This is a genomic window from Chryseobacterium sp. KBW03 (assembly GCF_003852415.1).
Classification (GTDB): domain Bacteria; phylum Bacteroidota; class Bacteroidia; order Flavobacteriales; family Weeksellaceae; genus Chryseobacterium; species Chryseobacterium viscerum.
In genome coordinates, this window is record NZ_QAJO01000004.1 from 165,940 (window position 1) to 187,990 (window position 22,051).

The window sequence follows — 22,051 nt, forward strand, 5'->3', positions numbered from 1 at the left end:
GGGCATCGATAAATACGATAAACCAAATGCTTATTTTTCCTTTAAAGGCTGAACGTAACACCTTGCCTCTTGGAGGTAGGTTGTCAAGATTTCACAGGGTCAGTTCCCTCCATCTTTCTTTATAAGCCGATCGAAATATGACTGCAAAGCTATAAAGTTTTAGTCTACAAAACAAGTAGACTTATGATTTTTCATGATAAATTTTTGAAAATTAACATAATATTTTAATAAAAGTCATTAAAATAGGGAGTTACATCCGTTATCACTTTCACAAACATGACAAATATCATTATCAATAATTCAATTGAGCATACAGTATGCTTTAATGAAATTTTTGACCATTAATTGAAAAAAGTTTTTAATTTTATAGAATGAAAGTTTTGATTATAAACGGTCCTAATCTCAACCTTTTAGGTACCAGAGAACCGGAAATCTATGGAAGCGTTTCTATGGAAAGCTATTTGGAAATTTTAAGATCCGAGTTTCAGTCTCATGAATTAAAATATTACCAGTCGAATATTGAAGGAGAGCTCATCAACAGGCTTCAGGAAGATGATTTTGATGCGGTAGTTATTAATCCCGGAGCTTTTACTCATTATTCCTATGCCATTGCGGATTGTTTAAAAAATATCCGAAAGCCAAAAGTAGAGGTTCACATCAGCAATATCTATAAACGAGAAGAGTTCAGACAGAAATCTGTGACAGCTGCCAATACGGATGCTGTTTTATCCGGCTTCGGAATGGATGGATACAGATTGGCTTTATTAAGTTTGAAGTAATTTTCACTAATTATTTTACCCATTGATTACACCGATTTTAACGGATGCTTATGGATACTAATAAAGATATGAGCTAAAACTCAATGAAAAAGGTCTTCATAATTCATTAGATTTATGGGAATTAAAATAAAAAAGCCTCATCAATGATGAGGCTTTTCTGTATGTTGTATATAACTATTAGATAGTTTGTTCCTGCAATTGAGGTCCTGAAGCAATTAATTTCTTACCTTCTTCAGTATCACAATACTGCTCAAAGTTTTTGATATATCTTGAAGCAAGATCTTTTGCTTTTTCTTCCCATTCTGAAACATTTCCATAGGTATCTCTAGGATCTAAAATTCCTGTAGAAACGTTTGGTAATTCAGTAGGAATCTCAAGGTTCATGATAGGAACCTGAGTTTTAGGAGCATTATCGATAGAACCGTCAATGATGGCATCAATGATTGCTCTTGTATCCTTCAGGGAAATTCTGTTTCCAGTACCGTTCCAACCTGTATTTACCAAATATGCTTTAGCACCGTGCTCCTGCATTTTACCGATCAATGTTTTAGAATACATTGTTGGGTGTAATGTAAGGAATGCTTCTCCAAATGCAGGTGAGAAAGATGGCTGAGGTTCTGTAATTCCTCTTTCAGTTCCGGCTAATTTAGATGTATAACCGCAAAGGAAGTGGTATTGCGCCTGATCTTCATTCAAGATGGAAACTGGAGGAAGTACCCCGAATGCATCTGCAGAAAGATAAACAATCTTCTTAGCATGACCTGCTTTAGAAGGCAATACAATTTTGTTAATATGATAGATAGGATAAGAAACTCTTGTATTTTCTGTGATAGATCCGTCTGTATAATCTGCTACTCCATTGTTCACAACAACGTTTTCAAGAAGTGCATCTCTCTTGATCGCTCTAAAAATATCTGGTTCTTTTTCTTCTGATAAGTCAATTACTTTAGCGTAGCATCCTCCTTCGTAGTTGAATACTCCGTTATTATCCCAACCGTGCTCATCGTCACCGATAAGGTATCTCTTAGGATCTGCTGATAAAGTCGTTTTACCTGTTCCTGAAAGACCAAAGAATAAAGCTACATCACCTTTCTCTCCTACGTTTGCAGAACAGTGCATGGAAGCCATACCTTTTAATGGAAGATAATAGTTCATCATTGCGAACATCCCTTTCTTCATTTCACCTCCGTACCAAGTACCTCCGATGATCTGCAATTTTTCAGTAAGGTTGAACATAATGAAGTTCTCAGAGTTTAATCCCTGAGCTTCCCAGTTAGGGTTTGTTGTTTTAGATCCGTTGATTACTGTGAAATCCGGCTCACCGAAGTTTTCAAGCTCATAATGAGAAGGACGAATAAACATGTTTGTCACGAAATGTGCCTGCCATGCTACTTCAACGATAAATCTTACTTTAAGTCTTGTATCTGCATTTGTACCACAAAAAGCATCTACTACATAAATCTTCTTAGCTTCAGAAAGCTGGTTCATCACTAGTTCCTTACAAGAACCGAAAATTTCCGCTGTTGTAGGTAAATTTACTTTACCATCCCAGAAAATTGTATCTCTTGTAACATCATCCTGAACAATATATCTGTCTTTAGGTGAACGACCTGTGAAAATTCCTGTTTTTACTGATACTGCGCCAGACTCCGTAAGCTCAGCCTCCTCAAATCCTTGATTTTCAGGAGAAACTTCAGCCTGATATAATTCTTCATAAGAAGGGTTATACACTACCTCATAGTTTCCTTTAATCCCTAATTTCTCTAAATCCTGGATGATTTTAGTGTTTTTCATTTTACTTATATTTTCTATTTCTTTATTGACTGCAACAAAAATAATATTAATTATTTGTTAAAAGTGGTTTAAATATACTGATATAAGTCAGAATGACAAATAAAAAAACAGGATTGTAAAATATTGATTATAAATCAATTATATTTTCCCATTCGAAAATAGTTGTAAAACCTTTCTCCCAAAAATAGTCTTTAAAGCCCCCAAATTTGGCACTCATAACGAAATCTCCACCCCATGCACCCAAACTTTTGACAAATGAAGGGCAATCTGAGAATATTTTTTCCTTAACTGTGAGAATTTCAAGAAAATCGGCAATTTTCCGCTCATGAATCATCATTAATTCGGAAAAATTTTCCAATTCACTGCATAACAATATTTTCTTTGTGATTTCTGAAAATTCGTTTACCAGTTCAGGAGACTTCTTTTTCGATTTATAAAAATTGATTCCTTCTCTACTATCCTGCTTTTGATTTAAGTGAATAAAGATCAGTTCATTTTTAAAAGAAGGATTAAAATCTACCTTTTCATAGTTGATCTCAGGTTTACTCTGAAAAAGAACCGCAGATTTTTCTTTCGCCACTGCGATATCATATCCGCTTCCGCCCAGACTGATTGTATTAAGATGAAAAGGATCAATTTCTGCCCATTCTGCAAGATTGTTCATTAAGGTAGAACTGCTTCCCAATCCGTAGTCTGCAGGAAATTGAAGGTTTGTTTTTAAATAGTAAGTAGAATTACTTTTGAATTTAGTTTCAGAAAGCTGCTGAACGTTCTTTAAGGTTTTTGTAATAAATTCAGCGCTTGATGGAATGTTGGTTTCTAAGATCTGCCAGTTTTTATAATCAATGACAGCCTTTAACCATAAGATATTCTGATGATAAGCTTCCCAAATAATCAGGGATTTCTCATCGTCTTTTTCTTCAAAGAAAAACTCTTGTCCCAGCTTGGTAGGTACCGCTAAGACAAGAGCTCCGTCGATTGCGAAATATTCTGAAGTAAGCATAAGCTTGCCCGGTGAAAATATCGCGTTCATATTTTTTTATTAGATAGCAGAAACTGCATCTACAGATCCGTCAATTTTTTTGATCAATCCCTGAAGGGTTTTTCCTGGTCCTACTTCTACGAAGTTTGACGCCCCGTCTTTAATCATATTCTGAACAGATTGTGTCCACTTTACAGGACCTGTAAGCTGAGCGATCAGGTTTTGTTTGATCTCCTCAGGATTTGTTACTGCTGTTGTAGTAATATTCTGATATACAGGAATGGTTGCTTTTCTGAACTTTGTTTTTTCGATAGCTGCCGCCAGTCTTTCCTGTGCAGGCTGCATCAATGGTGAATGGAAAGCTCCGTTTACCGGTAACAACAATGCTCTTTTTGCTCCTGCCTCTTTTAGTTTTGCGCAAGCCTCTTCTACTGAAGCGGTCTCTCCTGAGATCACCAATTGTCCTGGGCAGTTATAGTTTGCCGGAACAACAATTCCACTGATCTGTGCACAGATTTCTTCAACCTTAGCATCATCTAGTCCTAAGATTGCAGCCATAGAACTTGGGTTGGCATCACAAGCTTCCTGCATCGCTTTTGCTCTTTCGGAAACTAATTTTAAACCGTCATCAAAGGATAAAACACCGTTGGCAACTAGGGCTGAAAACTCTCCTAAAGAGTGTCCTGCCACCATTTCAGCGCCAAGGCCATTTACTGCCTTTAAAGCTGCTACTGAATGTATAAATATTGAAGGCTGGGTAACCTCTGTTTTCTTAAGATCCGCGTCCTCTCCGTTAAACATAATGGAAAGAATATCGAAACCTAAAATTTCATTGGCAGATTCCATCAGATCTTTAATATCTTTTCTAGAATCATACAACTCTTTTCCCATTCCTACGAACTGAGAACCCTGCCCTGGAAATACAAGTGCTTTCATGTATTGAATTAAATATTATGCAAATATAACTATAATGTTAACAATATTCTTTTAAAGAATCATAAATCATTTAAGGGACTAATCTAATTACTCGGTACCCAGTATTTACATAAGCACCGTTCGCTTTAGATTTCACAAACTCAAATTTCGTAGCAAGCTGAGTCTGAACCTTATTCATCTGCTTAAAGATCTCTCCTTTTTTATTTTCTCTGGTTAACATGTCGTTTACTACATCAAAACCTACAATAGCATATTTTGGTGGAGTTTTACAGTATTTGCTTTTATAAGCGGCCAAAATCTCTTTTTCAAAATTACCGTCAGAATTGATCTTTCTATCCATAAGGTATACCAAGCTTGCCTGGCTCAGCTCATCCACTCTCTTCTCAAAAGTTGGAGAATAGAACATGCTAAATGCCTTCACTCCCTGTGCCTCTTTAGAAATAGCAATAATTCTGTTGGCAAAAGCATCTCCTGCGGCATTGTCATCATTGGCCAAAACAGCAATAACCGGTGCAGACTGACCAGTCATCATATTCTGATCTAACTGAATATCTGCCGGAGAATTAACGATAATGATATTAGGATTTTTTACTGCTTTTTCAAGTCCAGCTTTGATGTAATTGGCATTTTCTTTTTTAGCATCTGCCACTACATATATTTTCTGGTCGGAATAAATTCCTTTTACTTCTTCTACAATCTTATCAGCATACGTCTGATTGTTGGTTTCAACAATAATAAGATTGCTATAGTTATATAATTCCGGAGTGTTGGCAAATGGTGCTACAACCGGAATTTTCTGATTCTTTGTAAAATCAAGGACATCAATTACATTGGATTTAAAGAATGGCCCGATAATAAGGTCTGTATTATCAGGATTGATCTGCGTCAAAGAGTTTTTGAATGACGCTTCATTTCCTGAATCTACGACTTTAACATCCAATTTCTGCCCTCCTCTTGCATTTCTTTCAATAGCAAGTTTAGCTCCTGTCAAAAAGTCAAGTGCCATTGTTCTATATTGGGTTTCGTTTGTGCTGTACCCAAATGGAAGCATTAAAATCACACTAAGAGCATCGCCGTTTTTCTTTATATAAGCTGCGTCCTGCTTTTTGATCTTTAAAACCATTCCGGTCTTTAATCCGTGCGAAAGGTCCGGATTCAGAGCAATAAGCTCATCTATTGAAACCCCGAATTTATTAACAATGGAGAAAACTGTATCTCCCTGCTGAACAGTGTAGGTCACATAATCATCTCCTACAGCAACATTGGAAGAGGAAGCCGATTTTTCGTTCCCGGAATCCATTTTTGCTTTTGGATTCACCGGTTCAGAAACAGCTTCGGTATTTGTATGAGTACTGGATTTTTTTATTTTGATAGAATCACCAGGTTTAAGTCCTTTATCTTCCAATCCTGGATTTAAAGCAAAAAGATCTTGCTGGCTGATGCCAAACTGTTTTGTAATTCTGTAATAATTATCTTTAGACTGGATCACATAAGATTCTCCTTCTACAGCACTCGTAACGCCAGCAGGTGCAGTCGTTGTTATTGTTTTTTCAACAACAGGTTCAACATGCTTTTCTACGGCTACAGCTTGTTGGTCACCACCATATTTTTTAATGCTGGCAAGAGGTAATGTTATCTCGTCTCCTATTTTCATGTGAGAATCCAATTCAGGATTCAATTTTCTCAAATCGGTTTCAGAAATTCTGTATTGTTTTGTGATGCCATATACTGTTTGTTTTGGCTGTAAAACAATTTTACCCAAAGAAGAAGCACTTATGTTTGAAGTTACTTTTTCGGCAGGAGCCGTTTTGGTCACCACCGGAGTGGCTGCTTTCTCGGACTTTATTGTTAAAATATCTCCAATAGCCAGCTTGCCGTCTTTATGTTTAGGGTTTAGCTTCAGCAATTCATCTACAGTCATTCCATACTTTTTGGCAATGTTGTAAGGATTATCACCTTGCACAACCGTATGTGATTTCTGGGCTGAAACTCCCAAAACCATACATAAACTGGATAGAATAAAAAACCTCTTTATCATATTCGATAATTATAATTTACAAAAATACTTCTTTAAAATTAAATGGCAACAATTATTAATTTGGAATCTTGAACCACCATTTCTTCCAAACAATTTTCAAGCCATGAATAGCCATAATCTGAAAAGAATACACTAAAGTTATACACTCTCTCCTGCCAGGTTTTAGCCGGGTGAACATCTAAAAACAATTTTTCAAGTCTTTCCAGTAATTCATTCTGTTTTATTTTCTCGGCATGAAGCAGACGTTTTTTCATTCTTTTGAACGATTTCAACTGCCGTACTTCTTCTGCTTTCACCATATTCCCAAAAGATTTTTCAGTAGTTTCTGCTGAAGCTTTCAACGCTGAAAAGCTGCTTATCAATACCTCTTCTTTTTCGTCCAGTAAATGTAAAATCGGATTGTCTTTTAAAATCTTCTGATTCGTCAATACTGTGAAATTCCGGAAAAAGTCCTCTATTTTAAGATCCAATTTATCAATCTTTCCTAAGGTTTTTTCTTTCAGGAAAAGCATAGAGTTTCTCGGAATCAGGATAGGGAAAGGAATCGCAATTTTCGAAAAATAGTCTTTAAGTTCCAGCCAGTACATGATTTCGGCATTTCCGCCGATATATGCCAGGTTTGGCAGCACACTTTCCTGATACACCGGACGCATTAAAGCATTTGGACTGAATCTTTCAGGGTTGTTTTCCAACTCAGCCAGTATCTGTTCTTCTGTAAACTGAATCGTTTTATCTACAATAATATATTTCTGTCCGTTGAATTCAATTCTGTCTCTGGTTTCTGAAAGATAGAAAAGATTGATCTCACGAGGATTTACCTGAACTTTTCCATACTTTTCAGTGAGAAAATCCACTTTATTCTTAGACGTTTTCTGTAAACTGAAATGAAGAAGTTCATCTTTAAAAACATCCTTCATCTGATTCTTAAGCTCCTTAGAGTCTCCATCCAGAATCAGGAGTCCAAATTCTGAGAAAAGCCGGTTGACAAGAATCTTTATCGCTTCAGTTAAAGTATTTCCTACTTTATAAGCTTCCTTCATCATTAAGATCAACTCGGTTCCGAAAATAGAGTCTTTGAATTCTTTTTCAAATTCAGAGATAAAATAGGTGTCAGTGATATCAATTCTTCCTACCGGTCCTCCGGATTTTTCATTGGTTTCGTAATAATTATTTTCGGTTTTAAAATGGTTGATCTCAGCAAAATCATGATCTTCTGAAGCCATCCAATAGACCGGAACAAAATTAAAATCAGGGAAATTTTCTTTCAGATAGGTACATGTCTTTATGGTCTGAAGAATTTTATACACAAAGAATACAGGTCCCGAAAACAGGTTCAGCTGATGTCCGGTTGTAATGGTAAATGTATTCGGCAGTTTAAGGTTCTCCAAATTTTCTCTTTGTTTTGAAGAAAGGGAAAGGTCTGAAAGCTGCCCTTCGAATACATCAGATAGAGTATTTCTTTGCTCTGATGAGAAGGAATCTTTTTTCAGATGTATCTGTTGTCTGAAATGATCTAAGGAAAATGTATTATTTTCAAAACCCTCAATTTTCTGCTGTAAAAAATCTTTTACCAGCTGAGGAATGCTTTCTATATCGTTAAATGATATTTTATTAATTGTTTTCAACCTGTATCGTTTTTAGTTGAACAAATACCACACGATCCCGATGTTCAATCTGAAATCATATACCGGATAATGTGGAAATGCATATGCTTTGTTATTGGAAATAACCGTTCCTATCTGCTGACCTTCTATGAAAAAGAACATCTTTTTCACTTTCATATTAATGTAGATATCGGCGATAGGCTGTCCTCCAATTGAAAATGAGTCTGCTCTGGGAAGAATATATTCGTTCAGAACAGGGAAATAATCTCTTGATGCAAATTTAGAGAAGTAGTATATTTTAACTCCCGCCTGAATTTCAGCTGCTTTTTTGAATGCTTGTGTCTGGTAGAAGAAATTGGCTCTACCGATGAAACTCGGCATAGGAAGTAATTCTTTATTGGTTAAAGTATTCTGGAAGTGCACTCTTGTATTCAAATGAAATTTATTGAAGCTGAATGTAGCATCACCTCCGATTTGAGAGATATTCACAGAATTATCACTTTGCTTTGGAGCTCTGTTGCTGTCAAAATAAGTATAGTTATCGATTCTGAAATAGTTGGCGAAAATTTCTGTTTTAAACCATTTCAGATTGACACTTCCTCCTATTTCCATTACAGATTGGTTCTTTGCATTTTCAAGATAATAATTGAAATTATTGTAAACGGATGTATTCAATAAATAATTAAAGGAAGGATATGCACTTTGGAAATTCACTTTAGCATTAACAAAATAATCTTTAATAGGTTCAAATTTCAGATTATTGGTTGTTTTAAGATAGCTTTTAAATTGGCTTCCGTTTGAAAATTCCAGGAATGAGTTCAATTGAATTTTATCCCAAAGTTTTACCTGTAGATTTCCTACGGCTCCGATTCTGCTTTCTTTAAGCTCGCCAGGAAAAGGTACGCCATTAAGAGCAACAACATCTCTGATTCCTAATTTAATCATCTGATAACGTACTCCAGCATCCAGTTTAAATTTTTCATTATTAAAAATCAAACTTACTGTATTGCTTAAATTTTCGGAATATTTTTTTGTTGTCAGCGGGAAACCATTAACCAATTCTGTAGGTGCAGCATACCAATAAGGCTCCAATGCTGTCTGGTTGTAATAATATTTATTCCCCTGATGAGAAATAATATGTCTGATACTGAAAGGGAATTTCCCTGAGTTGAACGGTGTAAACTGATGGCTCAGATAATATCTCCTGTACGCAAATTGTGAGCTTGAAGAGGCTAGATTTACCTGTGCATTTTGTCTGTTACTATAATTGCTATCACCACTCTGAAACAGGTTATCCTCAGTAATCCCACCGCTTTCCTGATTGTTTATATTTTGGTGAAGATAATGAGCAAAGAGTTCATAGTTTCCGCTTTTTGAAACATAGTGTCCAGAGAATAAAGTATTGTTATTCGCGGACAATGAGTTTCTGTAAAGTCCCTGAGAACGAAGTCCCATATATTCAAGAGCAAAATTGAATCTTTTTCCAATATTTTGGGTATAAGTTGATCTTAAAGCAGCCCCGTTTCTCATTGCGTTATGATAAACAAATGTCGCGGTAGGTGTTTTTACATCATAGTATTTCACATCATTCGCTCCAATGATCATATAAGATTTGTTGGAGGGCAGCAAAGAAAGATTCTGCTCATCATTGACTTCAAATACAAGAGGATTGAATCCTGAGCCAATGTTGGCAGGCTGTACTCTCCCAAAGTTATCTTCATTATTCTGCTGTGAAAATATGTACGTTTTATCAAAAGTCATTACGGTATCAAAAACTTTCTTTTCAGAAAACTGAGTCTGATACAGGTAATCATTAATAGTAGGTTTGAAAATTTTCAGGGAATCTTTTTTCCCGGAATCTATAACAAGAGTATCTTCTTTTTTAGGTTGAGGCTTGTTACCGGCCTTATTAACAACCTGAGCGTTGGCTACAAAACTTAAAGAGAAGAGTATGAAAAGGATGTACTTCATTATTCATTATTGTACAGCAAAAATAAGAAATAAAAGGACATAAAAAACCCCACAATAAATGTGGGGTTTGATATATTTTTCTTAGAAAAATTTTAGTTTTTCGATAAGCTAAATTTATATCCTGTATTGCTTCCAAAAGCAAGGCTGGTAATATCTATATCTCCAGTACAGAAATTAACTTTACCTGTACCAGTTACAGCAAAGATATCTGTTCCTCCATAGTTAAAAGGCTGATTAGAAGTAACTACAACCGAACCATCATTTGCAACCGTTACAAGCATATAAGATGTAGCTGCATTCAAAAGAGCAGGGTTGTTAGTCGATAATATCTTGAATTGATTAGCAGCAGGCCCTTGCTGAACAGGAACCTCATCATCTACTGAGTAATCTTTCCATGAGTCAACTTTAACTTTATATATTCCTGTAAATGGTGCAATAGTGAAAAGACATGCTTTAGTATATGTTAAAACATAAGTCTGATCAAATGTTGCATTAGCCACTGATGAAGACTGTAATTTAAACGTAATGACTCTAGGTTTTACTGTAGCTCCTGATTCAAGAAGTTTAACCTGAAATTTTGCGCTGATTTGACCAGCATTAACTGTTAAGTTTTGATTTACAATCTGAAAATCTACTCCTTCTACAGCTGTTGAAGTACTAGGATCAACTACCAATTTCACCTGTGCTGAACCAGATAATGGATGAACTGTTCCAAATTCAACATCTACAATTTGAGAACCTGTTCCCTCTGTCACAATAGCTTCTCCTCTTGTTCCCTTATTAAAGTGTAAATAAGAATCTCCTTCGTAAACCGCGGTTTCATCTTTACAACTGTTTAGGAAAAAAACAAAGAATGACAATATTAAAAATGCAATTTTTTTCATAATCTCTTTATATTATTAAAAATTAATAACCCGGGTTTTGTTGGATATTAGGATTTGCATTAAGCTCATTCAATGGAATTGGCAATGTAAATCTATAATCACTAGCAGGCAATGTAAGCGGTAATGACTTGTTGTCATCATCATAAACATCTCTGTCTACACCTACTCCAGCAGCAACCCCCATTCTTTTTAAGTCTACATAACGGTGACCTTCTAAGCATAATTCTTTTCTTCTTTCTAAAAGAATATCAGCATATGCTTGCTGAGCTCCAGCATAAGAAGGCATCGGAGCAGCACCGTTTTCAGATCTTGCTTTTCTCACTTTGTTGATATTATCTGCAGCCACTGCATAGTTTCCTTGGTGAGCCGCTACTTCAGCTAAAATAAAATACATTTCTGATAATCTGAACATCTTGATGTCATTTCTTAAACGCATTGTAGCACTTGCAAGATTCCCAGTTTTCCCTGGGTACTTGTTAATTACAATTACATCATCTTCTCTTGCGTTGGCTCCATTAGGATAGAATGCATCAAATTTACTTGTAGGATCTACAAAATCACGACGGCGACTGTCATTCTGATTTCCAATTGGAGTATCAAGAAGTGCAAATAATTTTCTCCCCATATCGTAGTTTACAGAACCATCGATGTCTGTAGTGTTAGTAGTCCAAAGACCTGCAATATTAGACCAAGAACCCGTTGCACTGTTTGGTCTGTATAAAGACCAGATGACTTCACCTCTGGCTGTATCATTCCAAACGGTAGTATATGCTGCAAATGATGTTAAACTTAAAGTACTGGTACTAATAACCGCATTAGCTTTTGCTTTTGCATTGGTATCATCACCTTTATAGTTATAATATCTTGCTGCAATCGCATTAATGGATGCTTTTTTATCAAAATAATGTTGAGCAGAAACCCCTGTAGAAACTGGAACTCCGGTAATATAGTTCGTAAGAGCATATTGCAAATCAGATTCAATCAAAGCAAAAATATCAGAGTTCTTTACTCTTGGTAATTTTGTAGTAAAAGGATCTGCCTGTTCAGTGCTAAGCATTACTCCTAAAGCATTAGGATCCTTCATATTTGTAGAAAAGTACGATTCCAGAGTAATATAAGCATACGCTCTGATAGCTCTTGCATTTACCAGGATATTCGTGTATAATGATTTATTAGCAGGAGTCAATGAGTTATAATTAACCAAAGCACTTCCTTTCAAAAGGATATTTACTTTATTGATAATGTTATAGTTACTCACCCAAATCCCGGAAACCTGGCTAGTTGTAGAGTTAAGCACGAATCTATGTGTTAAGATATCAGATGTACTTACACTGCTTGGTCCGTATCCAACTTCATCTGTGAAAAGAGAAGTAAAAAAGATCTCATTTGTTGGATTTACTGCAGGATACACACTTCCGTTAAGAAACTTCTGCATATCATCTACTGACTGAAAAGCAACATTTGCATCATTAATCTCCCCATCTTGGACAATTTCTAGCGCATCGTTACATGACGTCAGCACTAAGAAAAACGATAATATATAAAATACTTTTTTCATTTTAATAATTTTTTTAGAAATCAATTTTCACCCCTACTGTATACATTCTCGGGTTAGGATATACACCTAAATTAGTTCCTGTAATTGGTTCAGGATCGAAACCTCTCCATTTTGTCCACGTATAAAGGTTTTCCCCTTGTACATATATTCTAAGCCCTGTAATAGGCAGGTTCCGCAATTGCTCTTTTCTAAGCTGATATCCAATTGTTACGGATCTCACTTTTAAGAAAGAAGCATCTTTAAGGAAATAGTCAGAATCCGCTGTATATCCCCAGTTAGTCGCTCTTAAGCTTGGAGTATCAGAATTTGAATTCTGAGGAGTCCATGCATTTAATAAATCTGTTGACATGTTTGAAGAACCAACAGCACTAGAGCCTAGTCCTTCAGGGTTTGCCAACCAATAAAGTGCATTATCGAATTTCTTAACTCCTTGCTGGAATGTAAATAATCCGTCAAAGAAGAATCCTTTATAATTCGTTTCGAAACCAAAACTTCCCGCATACTTAGGAATAGGGCTCACGTCAATAAATTGTGCATCTTCCACTTTTGGAGCCTCTGTAACTCCTCCGTCTTTAGAATAGAATAGCAGGTTACCATTACTCTTGTTAACTCCGGCATACTTGTAAACATACCATTCACTTAGGGTATGACCAGCCATGGTAACAGTTGATCCCGGTTCCGGATCACCAAAAATCTGATACTCATTAACTTTATTGTTGTTATAAGCACCATTCGCAAATACACTGAATGTAAGATCGTCAGTTTTTATAACATTATAACGTAATCCAAGTTCAATACCTTTGTTAGTCATTGATCCGTTGTTACCATTAATAGTATAAGAACCTGAAGAAGCAGAAGTTGGAATTGTACTGAATAGATTAGTTGTTTTCTTCTGGTACACATCAAGAGTACCTTCCAATTTATTATTAAGCAAAGTGAAGTCTAATCCAAGGTTGGCCTGAGCAACATCTTCCCATTGTATAAACGGGTTTCCGTAAGCAAAACCAAAACCAAGAGCGTTACCGTATCCTGTAGGAGAAGTATATAGATCTCTTACAACATTACTAGCTGTCAATAAGGGGTTTGAACCTGGGTTTGCTGCAATAATATTCTGGTTACCATTTGTTCCGTAAGAAGCTCTTAGCTTAAGAGTACTGAATGTAGATCCTTCCATAAAGCTCTCATGGTCGATATTCCATCTACCTGCTACAGACCAATACGTCGCCCATTTGTTTTCTCCAACAAATCGGTAAGAAGCATCTCTTCTTAATGTACCACTGAAACCAAATCTTCCGGCATAATCATAGTTAACAGTTCCAAAAACAGCTAATGTTCCTGCTGTAACTCTTGAAGCACTTACTGAAGGAATATAAGGAGATGTCGCTGTGTTATCAAAAGGCACATATCCTGTACCTGAACCTGGTACATATGTTCTTGGATCTAATCCGTTTTGTGTTCTTGAAGTAGCTCTATAATTTACTTTATTATACTCCATGTTTACAGATGCATCCACAGAGTGCTCACCTAGTTTCCCACTATATAATAAAGACACTACGTTATTGATCGTTAAGTCTCTTGTTGTAGTTTGAGTTTCCGAACCTGTATACTTAGCCCCTGCTTGTGTTGCTAAAGCCAAATATGACCAAGGAGCTCTACCAGATACTCTATCACTTTGTCTGTAATCAATACCTAGTTTATTACCAATGGTAAAGTTTTTGTTAATAGCATAAGTAGCACCCAAGTTTGCACCGATAGATACCTGATCTACCATATTTGGAAGATTCCCTCTTGTTAGAAGGTTTTGTAATACGTAAATGTTGTTACCATTACTGAAATTGGTACCTATAGAGTTAAATAGCTGTTGCCCATTTGCGTATTTAGTCGGAGACAAATATGGTAAGCCCATAAGAACTCCAAGAAGTGGGTTCTGTACAGAGTTGTTACTAATTCCCGAAGTCGTTTCTTCTACTAATTCGTTTCTTCTTGAGAATGCAAGAGCAAGCTGTGAATTAACGTTTAACTTATTATCTTTAGATTTAGCCTGAACGTTTGATCTAACCGTAAATCTCTTGAAATCCGTAGTTGGAACAGCTCCACCTTGCTCCATATAACCAAATGAGTTATAAGAAGACACATTCGATCCACCCGTAGAAAGAGCAACGTCGTGAGACTGGAACATCTCCGGCTTAAAGAATTGTTTTTTCCAATCTGTATTTATCCCTTGAGCTAAAGCATCTTTAGCCTTAAGATATTCTGAGTTAGTATCAGAGAATCCGTATAATTTCATAATCCCCATATACTGTTCAGTATTGGCAAGATTATATTTATCAAGTGGTCTTAGTGACATACCCGTCATCCCTGTATAGGAAAGCTTAAATCCACTGTTATATTTACCTCTTTTTGTTCTGATAACTACAACCCCGTTAGCACCACGGTTACCATATACGGCAGTTGCTGCAGCATCCTTCAAAATAGTCGTTGACTCTATATCATTAGGGTTCAAGTTTCTATATTCTGAAGCATTCGATGGAATATCATCGATAACAATTAAGGCATCTGTATTACCATTAACAGAACTCGTACCACGAATCAATAAGCTAAACTTAGCAGAACCCGGGCTACCAGAACCACCGTTCATGATCACCCCTGGAGCTGACCCTTGTAAAGAAGTTAACATATTGACATTTGGTCTGTTCTCGAAGAATACCTCTCCAACAGTATTAGAAGCAACAGTTGACTTAGGTTTTGTGATACTTTTTGAGTAACCTAGCAAAACTACTTCATCAATTGATGTTTCTTTTTTTACCGTGTCTTTTTTCTTAGTTGTTGTCTGCTGCTGCGCAATAACCATTCCTCCAAAGAAAAACAGCGCCCCAGCACTCAGTACACGTAATTTAACATTCATATTAACAAATTTTAATATATTTAATGGGCAAATATGTTAATAAATATTAACATCCGCAAATTAAACTATTGTTTAATCTACTGTTTTTTTTAATGTTTCATTTAAAAATTACGCAAATCAAATAAGATTCATTAATGATAGACAGCTTTTATTCAATAAAAAATAATTTTTCCACTATACACATTCGATTTAACAAATTATTAATAATTCAAAAAATATTATTTAGAATCATTATAAATTATCAGGGTATAAAAAATAAAAAAACCACTTTATAAAAAAGTGGTTTTCACATATTTAGGATATATTTATTTCAGTTTCTTCTTAACTGCTACTTCTTCGTAAACTTCAAGAATATCGCCAATTTCAATATCATTATAACCTTTTAGGTTCAGACCACATTCGTAGCCTTTTGTTACTTCTTTAACATCATCTTTGAAACGCTTCAAGCTTTCCAGTTCACCGTCAAATTTAACAATACCATCTCTAAGAACTCTTACTTTTGAACTTCTGGCTACTTTTCCTGAAAGAACCATACATCCTGCAATTGTTCCAACCTTAGAAATTTTAAATACTTCTCTGATCTCAACATTACCAATTACCTGTTCTTTAATCTCAGGTGAAAGCATACCTTCCATAGCTTCCTTCACTTCTTCGATAGCGGCATAGATTACAGAATAGTTTCTGATCTCGATTTCCTCTCTATCAGCAAGGTCTTTAGCATTGGCACCAGCTCTTACATTAAATCCAATAATAATTGCATCTGAAGCTGCAGCTAAGTTAACGTCAGATTCGGTAATCTGTCCTACTCCTTTGTGAAGAATATTAACGTTAATCTCAGCAGTAGACAATCTCTGTAACTGATCTGATAATGCTTCAACTGAACCATCTACGTCCCCTTTAAGGATAATGTTCAATTCTTTGAAATCACCTAAAGCAATTCTTCTACCTAATTCTTCAAGTGTAGTATGCTTTTTAGTTCTGATGGAAAGTTCTCTCTGAAGCTGCTCTCTCTTATTAGCAATAGTTTTAGCCTCACTTTCATCTTCATATACTTTAAACTTATCACCTGCTGTAGGAGCTCCATCCAATCCTAAAATAGTTACTGGAATAGATGGGCCTGCTTCTATAAGGTTTCTACCTCTTTCATCAAGCATAGCTTTCACCTTACCATGGTTTTTACCTGCAACCACATAGTCTCCTACTTTCAGAGTACCAGTCTGTACCAACATTGTGGCAACATATCCTCTACCCTTATCTAGTGAAGCTTCAATAACAACTCCCTGAGCATTTCTATCAGGATTAGCTTTTAAATCAAGCATCTCTGCCTGAAGTAATACTTTCTCCAATAGAACGTCCATGTTGTTACCAAATTTCGCAGAAATTTCCTGCGCCTGAACATTTCCACCCCATTCTTCTACAAGGATATTCATCCCTGAAAGCTGCTGACGGATATTGTCAGGGTTTGCACTTGGCCTATCTACTTTGTTCAATGCAATAATCATTGGTACACCAGCTGCCTGTGCGTGAGAAATTGCTTCTCTCGTTTGAGGCATTACATCATCATCGGCAGCAATTACGATAATTGCAATATCCGTAATTTGAGCACCTCTGGCTCTCATCGCTGTAAACGCTTCGTGACCAGGGGTATCTAAGAATGTAATTCTTTGTCCGTTTTCAAGTTTCACATTGTAAGCACCAATATGCTGCGTAATTCCTCCGGATTCTCCTGCAATTACATTCGTCTTTCTGATGTAGTCAAGCAATGAAGTTTTACCGTGGTCAACGTGACCCATTACTGTTACGATTGGAGCTCTTGATACAAGATCTTCTTCAGAATCAATAATATCTTCGCTGTCATTTTCTTCAAGATCAGCATCTGAGAATTCAATTTTATAACCAAATTCATCTGCTACCAATAATAAGGTATCTGCTTCCAATCTTTGGTTCATGGTAACCATTACCCCAAGTGAGAAACATGCAGAAATCACTTCTGTTGGCGAAACGTTCATTAAGCTCGCTAATTCACCTACAGTAATAAATTCTGTAACTTTTAGAGTTCTGTCTTGTGCTTCAAGCTCTTGCTGACGCTCATCCTGCTCTCTACGGTAAGTTCTTTTGTCTTTTCTGTGTTTTGCAGACTTAGATTTACCTCCTTTATTAGTCAGTTTCTCTAATGTTTCCTTGATCTGATTCTTAACTTGTTCGTCAGTCAGTTCAACTGGCATAACTCTTTGTCCAGGTCTATTGTTCTGAGGTCCTTTTTTGAATCCTCCACCTTGACCACCTGGGCGGTTTTGGTTATTGTTGTTTCCAAAACGGTTTCCACCACCTTGTCCACCTTGACCTGGAGGTCTGTTTCCTTGCCCTCCTTGACCCTGGCGGTTCCCACCTTGTCCACCTTGACCTTGAGGTCGGTTTCCTTGGCCTTGTCCACCTTGGTTATTATTATTGTTATTTCCTGAGTTTTGATTATTCCCTTGGCCTTGTTGGTTATTCTGGCCGCCAGGTTTTTCAATTCTCTTTCTTTTCTTTTTTGCTCCGGCACCTGGTTTTGGCGCAAACTGAGTTAAGTCGATCTTTTCCCCAACGATCTTAGGACCGTCTAGTTTTTGATATACTGTCTCAATTTTTTGCGGTTCCTGAGATTCAGGTTCAGCTTCTACTTTTGGAGCTTCCACTTTCTTCTCCACTACAACAGCTGGTTTTGGAGTTTCTTTTATTGGTTCCACAGGTTTAACTTCTTCTTTTTTCTCCTCCATTTTTGGCTTGTCTTTTTTTACAGGTCTGTTTCTAGATTCTATTTGAGACAAATCAATTTTATCCAAAACCTTGAATTCCTGTTTTTCAGGAACTGCTTTTACTTCCGGTTGTTCTTCTTTCACGATTTCGTCTTTCTTTTCTTCAACCGGTGCCGCAACAGGAGTTACAGGAGCTTCAGGAGCTTCTTCAACTTCAGGCTTCTTAGGTTCTAAATCTATTTTACCTAAAATTCTAGTTTCTGGTTTATTTGCTTTAGCTCTTATCACTTCAGGGGTTTTCTTTTCTTCAATTTCCAGTTTTTCTTCCGGAACTTTAGTGATCACCACCTCATGGGAAGCCTTTCGTTGTTCGCCATCCTTAGCAAACTCAGCTTCCAATGCAGAATATGCCGATTCTTCCAATTGAGCGTTAGGATTGCCTTCAACCACGAACCCCCTTGATTGTAAAAATTCTACTAATCTGGACATCGAAATATTGAATTCCTTAACCGCTTTATTTAATCTAATTTTTGGCATCTATATTATTTACTGTTTTTAATTTTTAAAATTAAAGTATTTCCTTTTTACTGTTTATTAAAATTTATTTAAAATTTTAATCTTCAAATTCTTCTCTTAGAATACGCTTAACATCTTCGATTGTTTCTTCTTCAAGGTCAACCATATTAAGAAGACTTTCAGTTTCTTTATCCAATACTGATTTTGCAGTTGTAAGTCCTACTTTCTTAAACTCATCCAAAATCCACTGCTCGATATCATCGTTAAATTCTCTCAATTCAACATCATCATCCTCGCTGGACTCTCTGTATACATCAATCTCATATCCTGACAACCAAGAAGCCAGTCTGATATTCTGTCCTTGTTTTCCAATTACTTTAGAAATCTCTTCAACAGGAGTATACACTAATGCATAGTTTTGTTCCTCGTTGATGTCAATTTTATTGATGGTAACATTTCCTAAAGCTCTCTTCACCAAAATCTCAGGGTTTTTAGACCACTGAATAACATCGATGTTTTCATTTCTCAATTCTCTTACAACTCCATGAATTCTGGATCCTTTTACCCCAACACAAGCTCCTACAGGATCAATTCTATCATCATAAGCATCTACTGCAATCTTCGCCTTTTCACCAGGAATTCTCACTACTTTTTTCAGCATGATTGTTCCATCCTGGATCTCAGGAATTTCCAGCTCCAATAACTTCTCAAGGAATTTAGGTGCAGTTCTGGAAATAATAATCTGTGGTTTAGAACCTTTAAAATCTACTGTCTCAACAATAGCTCTGATATTCTCACCCTTTTTAAAGAAATCGGATTGGATCTGGTTTTCTTTTGGTAAAATAAATTCATTTCCTTCATCATCCAACAAAATCACGTGCTTATGACGGATGTGGTGGATTTCCCCTACAACTATTTCTCCAATTTTATCTCTAAACTGCTCGTACAGCATTGCATTATTGTGCTCCTGTAATTTTGTAGCCAGAATCTGCTTAAGGGTAAGAATATTTCTTCTTCCCAATTGCGCAACAGGAATTTCCATTGTAAAGTCCTCACCTACTTCGAAAGTAGGGTCAATCTTCTTAGCTTCAGAAATTTCAATTTCCAAATCATCATCTTCAGACATTTCGTCCTCTACAATTGTTTTATTTAAAAATATCTGAAAATCTCCTTTATCCGGGTTTACAATCACATCAAAATGATCATCTGAGTCAAATCTTTTTCTCAAAAGAGTTTTCAGTGAATCTTCAATAATTGCCATAAGATCAATCTTACTGATCCCCTTTTCGTCTTTAAAATCACCAAAGGATTCAATCAACGCTATATTATCCATCTATTCTTTTTTCTTTTAAAATTTAATTATTACTAATGCTTTTTTGATCTCAGAGTAAGCAATCTCTTTCTCCTCTTCTACATCTACTTTCCCTTTCCCGATGTCTTTCGGTTTACGGTAACGTAAAATAAGTGTAATCTTCTCATCGTCTACTTTTGACAATTCTCCTTCAATCTTGGAAGAATCCTCCAGCATCACCTCAATCTCTCTTCCGATATTTTTACCAAACTGTCTGGGTGTGGATAATGGCTCGCTCAATCCTGCAGACATCACCTGAAGGCTAAAGTCATGCTCTTCACGATCCATATTAAATTCTATCGCACGGCTTGCATCAAGACAATCCTGCAGAGAAACTCCGTTATCACCATCTAAAATCACTGTAATATCATCCCCTGCAGAAAATTTAAGATCAATAAGAAACATATCTTTTCTGGTCTCAAGGAATTCATTTAACAATTCTTCAATTCTTTGTCTAAACTCCATATATTTTTTATCTTGATTTACAGTACGAAAAAAGGCTTTCTTGCGAAGCCTTCCCATTTTTTCCGTAAATCCAATGCAAATATACGCTTTTTTTCTAAAAATGCAAAATTATCTTAAGTATCAAGCAAATAGCGTCAGATTCATTTACAATAAATTAAAGGAATATGTCACAGGATTTTTATTACTTTTGTCTTTAGAATTTAAAAACAAACATTTTGAATATAACGATTGTAGGAACAGGTTATGTAGGGCTGGTTACAGGCACTACCCTCGCAGAACTTGGCAATTCAGTATACTGTGTTGATATTGATGAAAAAAAAGTAGAAGGTCTAAAAAACGGCATTGTTCCCATCTATGAGCCGAACCTTGAAGAAATGTTTTTGAGAAACATCCAATCTGAAAGATTATTTTTCACTACGAACCTTAAAGAAGCCTTAGACAAAAGCGAAGTGATCTATCTGGCACTGCCTACACCTCCTGGTGAAGATGGTTCTGCAGATTTATCTTATGTGCTTCAGGTTGCCAATAATATTGGTGAGCTGATGACAGAATACAAAGTTATTGTTAATAAAAGCACCGTTCCTGTAGGAACTGCGGATAGGGTAAGAGAAGCGATCTCTTCCAAAACAAACCTCCCTTTTGATGTAGTTTCAAATCCTGAATTTTTAAGAGAAGGTTTTGCCGTTGAAGACTCTATGAATCCCTCAAGAGTAGTCGTGGGTGCCAGCTCCGAAAGAGCAAAAGACATCATGTCTAAAATATATCAGCCCTTTACCAATACCGGAATCCCGATCATCTTTATGGATGAAAAATCCTCGGAGCTTACGAAATATGCGGCGAATTCATTTTTAGCGGTAAAAATTACCTTTATGAACGAAATTGCCAACTACTGTGAAAAAGTAGGTGCAGATGTAGATAAGGTAAGACTGGGAATGGGGAGTGATGACAGAATCGGACACCGGTTTCTATTCCCGGGAATAGGATACGGAGGAAGCTGTTTTCCAAAAGATGTAAAAGCTCTTATAAAATCCGGAAAGCAGGAAGATTTCAACTTCCAGATTCTTGAAGCCACAGAAAATGTAAATACTACCCAGAAAGTAATTTTAGTTTCGGAAATTGAAAAATATTTCGGTGGAGACATTAAAGGAAAGAAAATCGCGATGTGGGGGCTTGCTTTCAAAGCGAATACTGACGACATCAGAGAAGCTTCATCTTTGGACAACATCGCTCTTTTACTAGAAAAAGGGGCAGAAATCGTAGCCTATGATGCTGTTGCAGAAAATAATGTCCAGAAACTTCTGGGCGACAAAATACAGTATGCCAAAGGAATGTATGATGCATTGGAAGATGTGGACGCACTATTTATTGCTACAGAATGGCCGGAATTTAAAAACCCAAACTTTGAGCTTATGGCAAAAAAGATGAAAAACAAAGTTATTTTTGACGGCAGAAATATGTATCCATTGGAAATCCCGGAACAAAACGGATTCCATTATAAAAGTATAGGAAGAAAGACCATCTCAAAATAAA

Annotated in this window: 14 protein-coding genes and 1 riboswitch; of the genes, 2 read left to right on the forward strand and 12 right to left on the reverse strand. The window is 36.2% G+C overall.

The genetic code is table 11. The features are described 5' to 3' along the window. Positions 1–27: 27 nt before the first annotated feature. Positions 28–128, reverse strand: a riboswitch (SAM riboswitch). Positions 129–371: 243 nt separating this feature from the next. After that, complete coding sequence (locus tag DBR39_RS08775) at positions 372–779, forward strand: type II 3-dehydroquinate dehydratase (RefSeq protein WP_124532303.1); 408 nt, start codon at positions 372–374, stop codon at positions 777–779. Positions 780–956: 177 nt separating this feature from the next. On the opposite strand, the gene pckA is transcribed toward DBR39_RS08775, so the two are convergent. From pckA to rimP, 12 genes are all read right to left on the reverse strand, one after another. Further along, positions 957–2,573: a phosphoenolpyruvate carboxykinase (ATP) gene (gene pckA / locus DBR39_RS08780; RefSeq protein ID WP_124532305.1), complete on the reverse strand. Its 1,617-nt coding sequence runs from the start codon at positions 2,571–2,573 to the stop codon at positions 957–959. Between the two features lie 127 nt (positions 2,574–2,700). Further along, positions 2,701–3,606, reverse strand: a complete 906-nt coding sequence (locus DBR39_RS08785; RefSeq protein WP_124532307.1) for a GYDIA family GHMP kinase — start codon at positions 3,604–3,606, stop codon at positions 2,701–2,703. Between the two features lie 9 nt (positions 3,607–3,615). Then, positions 3,616–4,491, reverse strand: coding sequence for an ACP S-malonyltransferase (gene fabD / locus DBR39_RS08790; RefSeq protein ID WP_103234814.1), 876 nt, complete (start codon positions 4,489–4,491; stop codon positions 3,616–3,618). A 70-nt stretch (positions 4,492–4,561) separates the two neighbouring features. Next, positions 4,562–6,529: a LysM peptidoglycan-binding domain-containing protein gene (locus tag DBR39_RS08795; protein ID WP_228447798.1), complete on the reverse strand. Its 1,968-nt coding sequence runs from the start codon at positions 6,527–6,529 to the stop codon at positions 4,562–4,564. A 38-nt stretch (positions 6,530–6,567) separates the two neighbouring features. Continuing rightward, positions 6,568–8,154, reverse strand: coding sequence for a bacillithiol biosynthesis cysteine-adding enzyme BshC (bshC, locus tag DBR39_RS08800; protein WP_124532309.1), 1,587 nt, complete (start codon positions 8,152–8,154; stop codon positions 6,568–6,570). Positions 8,155–8,166: 12 nt separating this feature from the next. Next, complete coding sequence (locus DBR39_RS08805; RefSeq protein WP_124532311.1) at positions 8,167–10,104, reverse strand: putative porin; 1,938 nt, start codon at positions 10,102–10,104, stop codon at positions 8,167–8,169. Positions 10,105–10,196: 92 nt separating this feature from the next. After that, positions 10,197–10,988: a DUF4843 domain-containing protein gene (locus DBR39_RS08810; protein WP_124532313.1), complete on the reverse strand. Its 792-nt coding sequence runs from the start codon at positions 10,986–10,988 to the stop codon at positions 10,197–10,199. Between the two features lie 22 nt (positions 10,989–11,010). Next, a complete protein-coding gene (locus tag DBR39_RS08815; protein ID WP_124532315.1) occupies positions 11,011–12,546 on the reverse strand; it encodes a RagB/SusD family nutrient uptake outer membrane protein in 1,536 nt (511 codons plus the stop codon). 13 nt (positions 12,547–12,559) lie between these two features. Further along, positions 12,560–15,451, reverse strand: coding sequence for a SusC/RagA family TonB-linked outer membrane protein (locus DBR39_RS08820; RefSeq protein ID WP_124532317.1), 2,892 nt, complete (start codon positions 15,449–15,451; stop codon positions 12,560–12,562). A 305-nt stretch (positions 15,452–15,756) separates the two neighbouring features. Then, positions 15,757–18,726, reverse strand: coding sequence for a translation initiation factor IF-2 (gene infB, locus DBR39_RS08825; RefSeq protein WP_124532319.1), 2,970 nt, complete (start codon positions 18,724–18,726; stop codon positions 15,757–15,759). Positions 18,727–18,802: 76 nt separating this feature from the next. After that, entirely contained in the window at positions 18,803–20,038 is a 1,236-nt protein-coding gene (gene nusA / locus DBR39_RS08830) for a transcription termination factor NusA (protein ID WP_103231872.1), read from the reverse strand. 15 nt (positions 20,039–20,053) lie between these two features. Next, complete coding sequence (gene rimP / locus DBR39_RS08835; RefSeq protein ID WP_103231878.1) at positions 20,054–20,521, reverse strand: ribosome assembly cofactor RimP; 468 nt, start codon at positions 20,519–20,521, stop codon at positions 20,054–20,056. Positions 20,522–20,736: 215 nt separating this feature from the next. Here rimP and DBR39_RS08840 point away from each other — a divergent pair, with 215 nt between their 5' ends. Further along, entirely contained in the window at positions 20,737–22,050 is a 1,314-nt protein-coding gene (locus tag DBR39_RS08840; RefSeq protein WP_124532321.1) for a UDP-glucose dehydrogenase family protein, read from the forward strand. The last annotated feature ends 1 nt before the right edge of the window (position 22,051 follow it).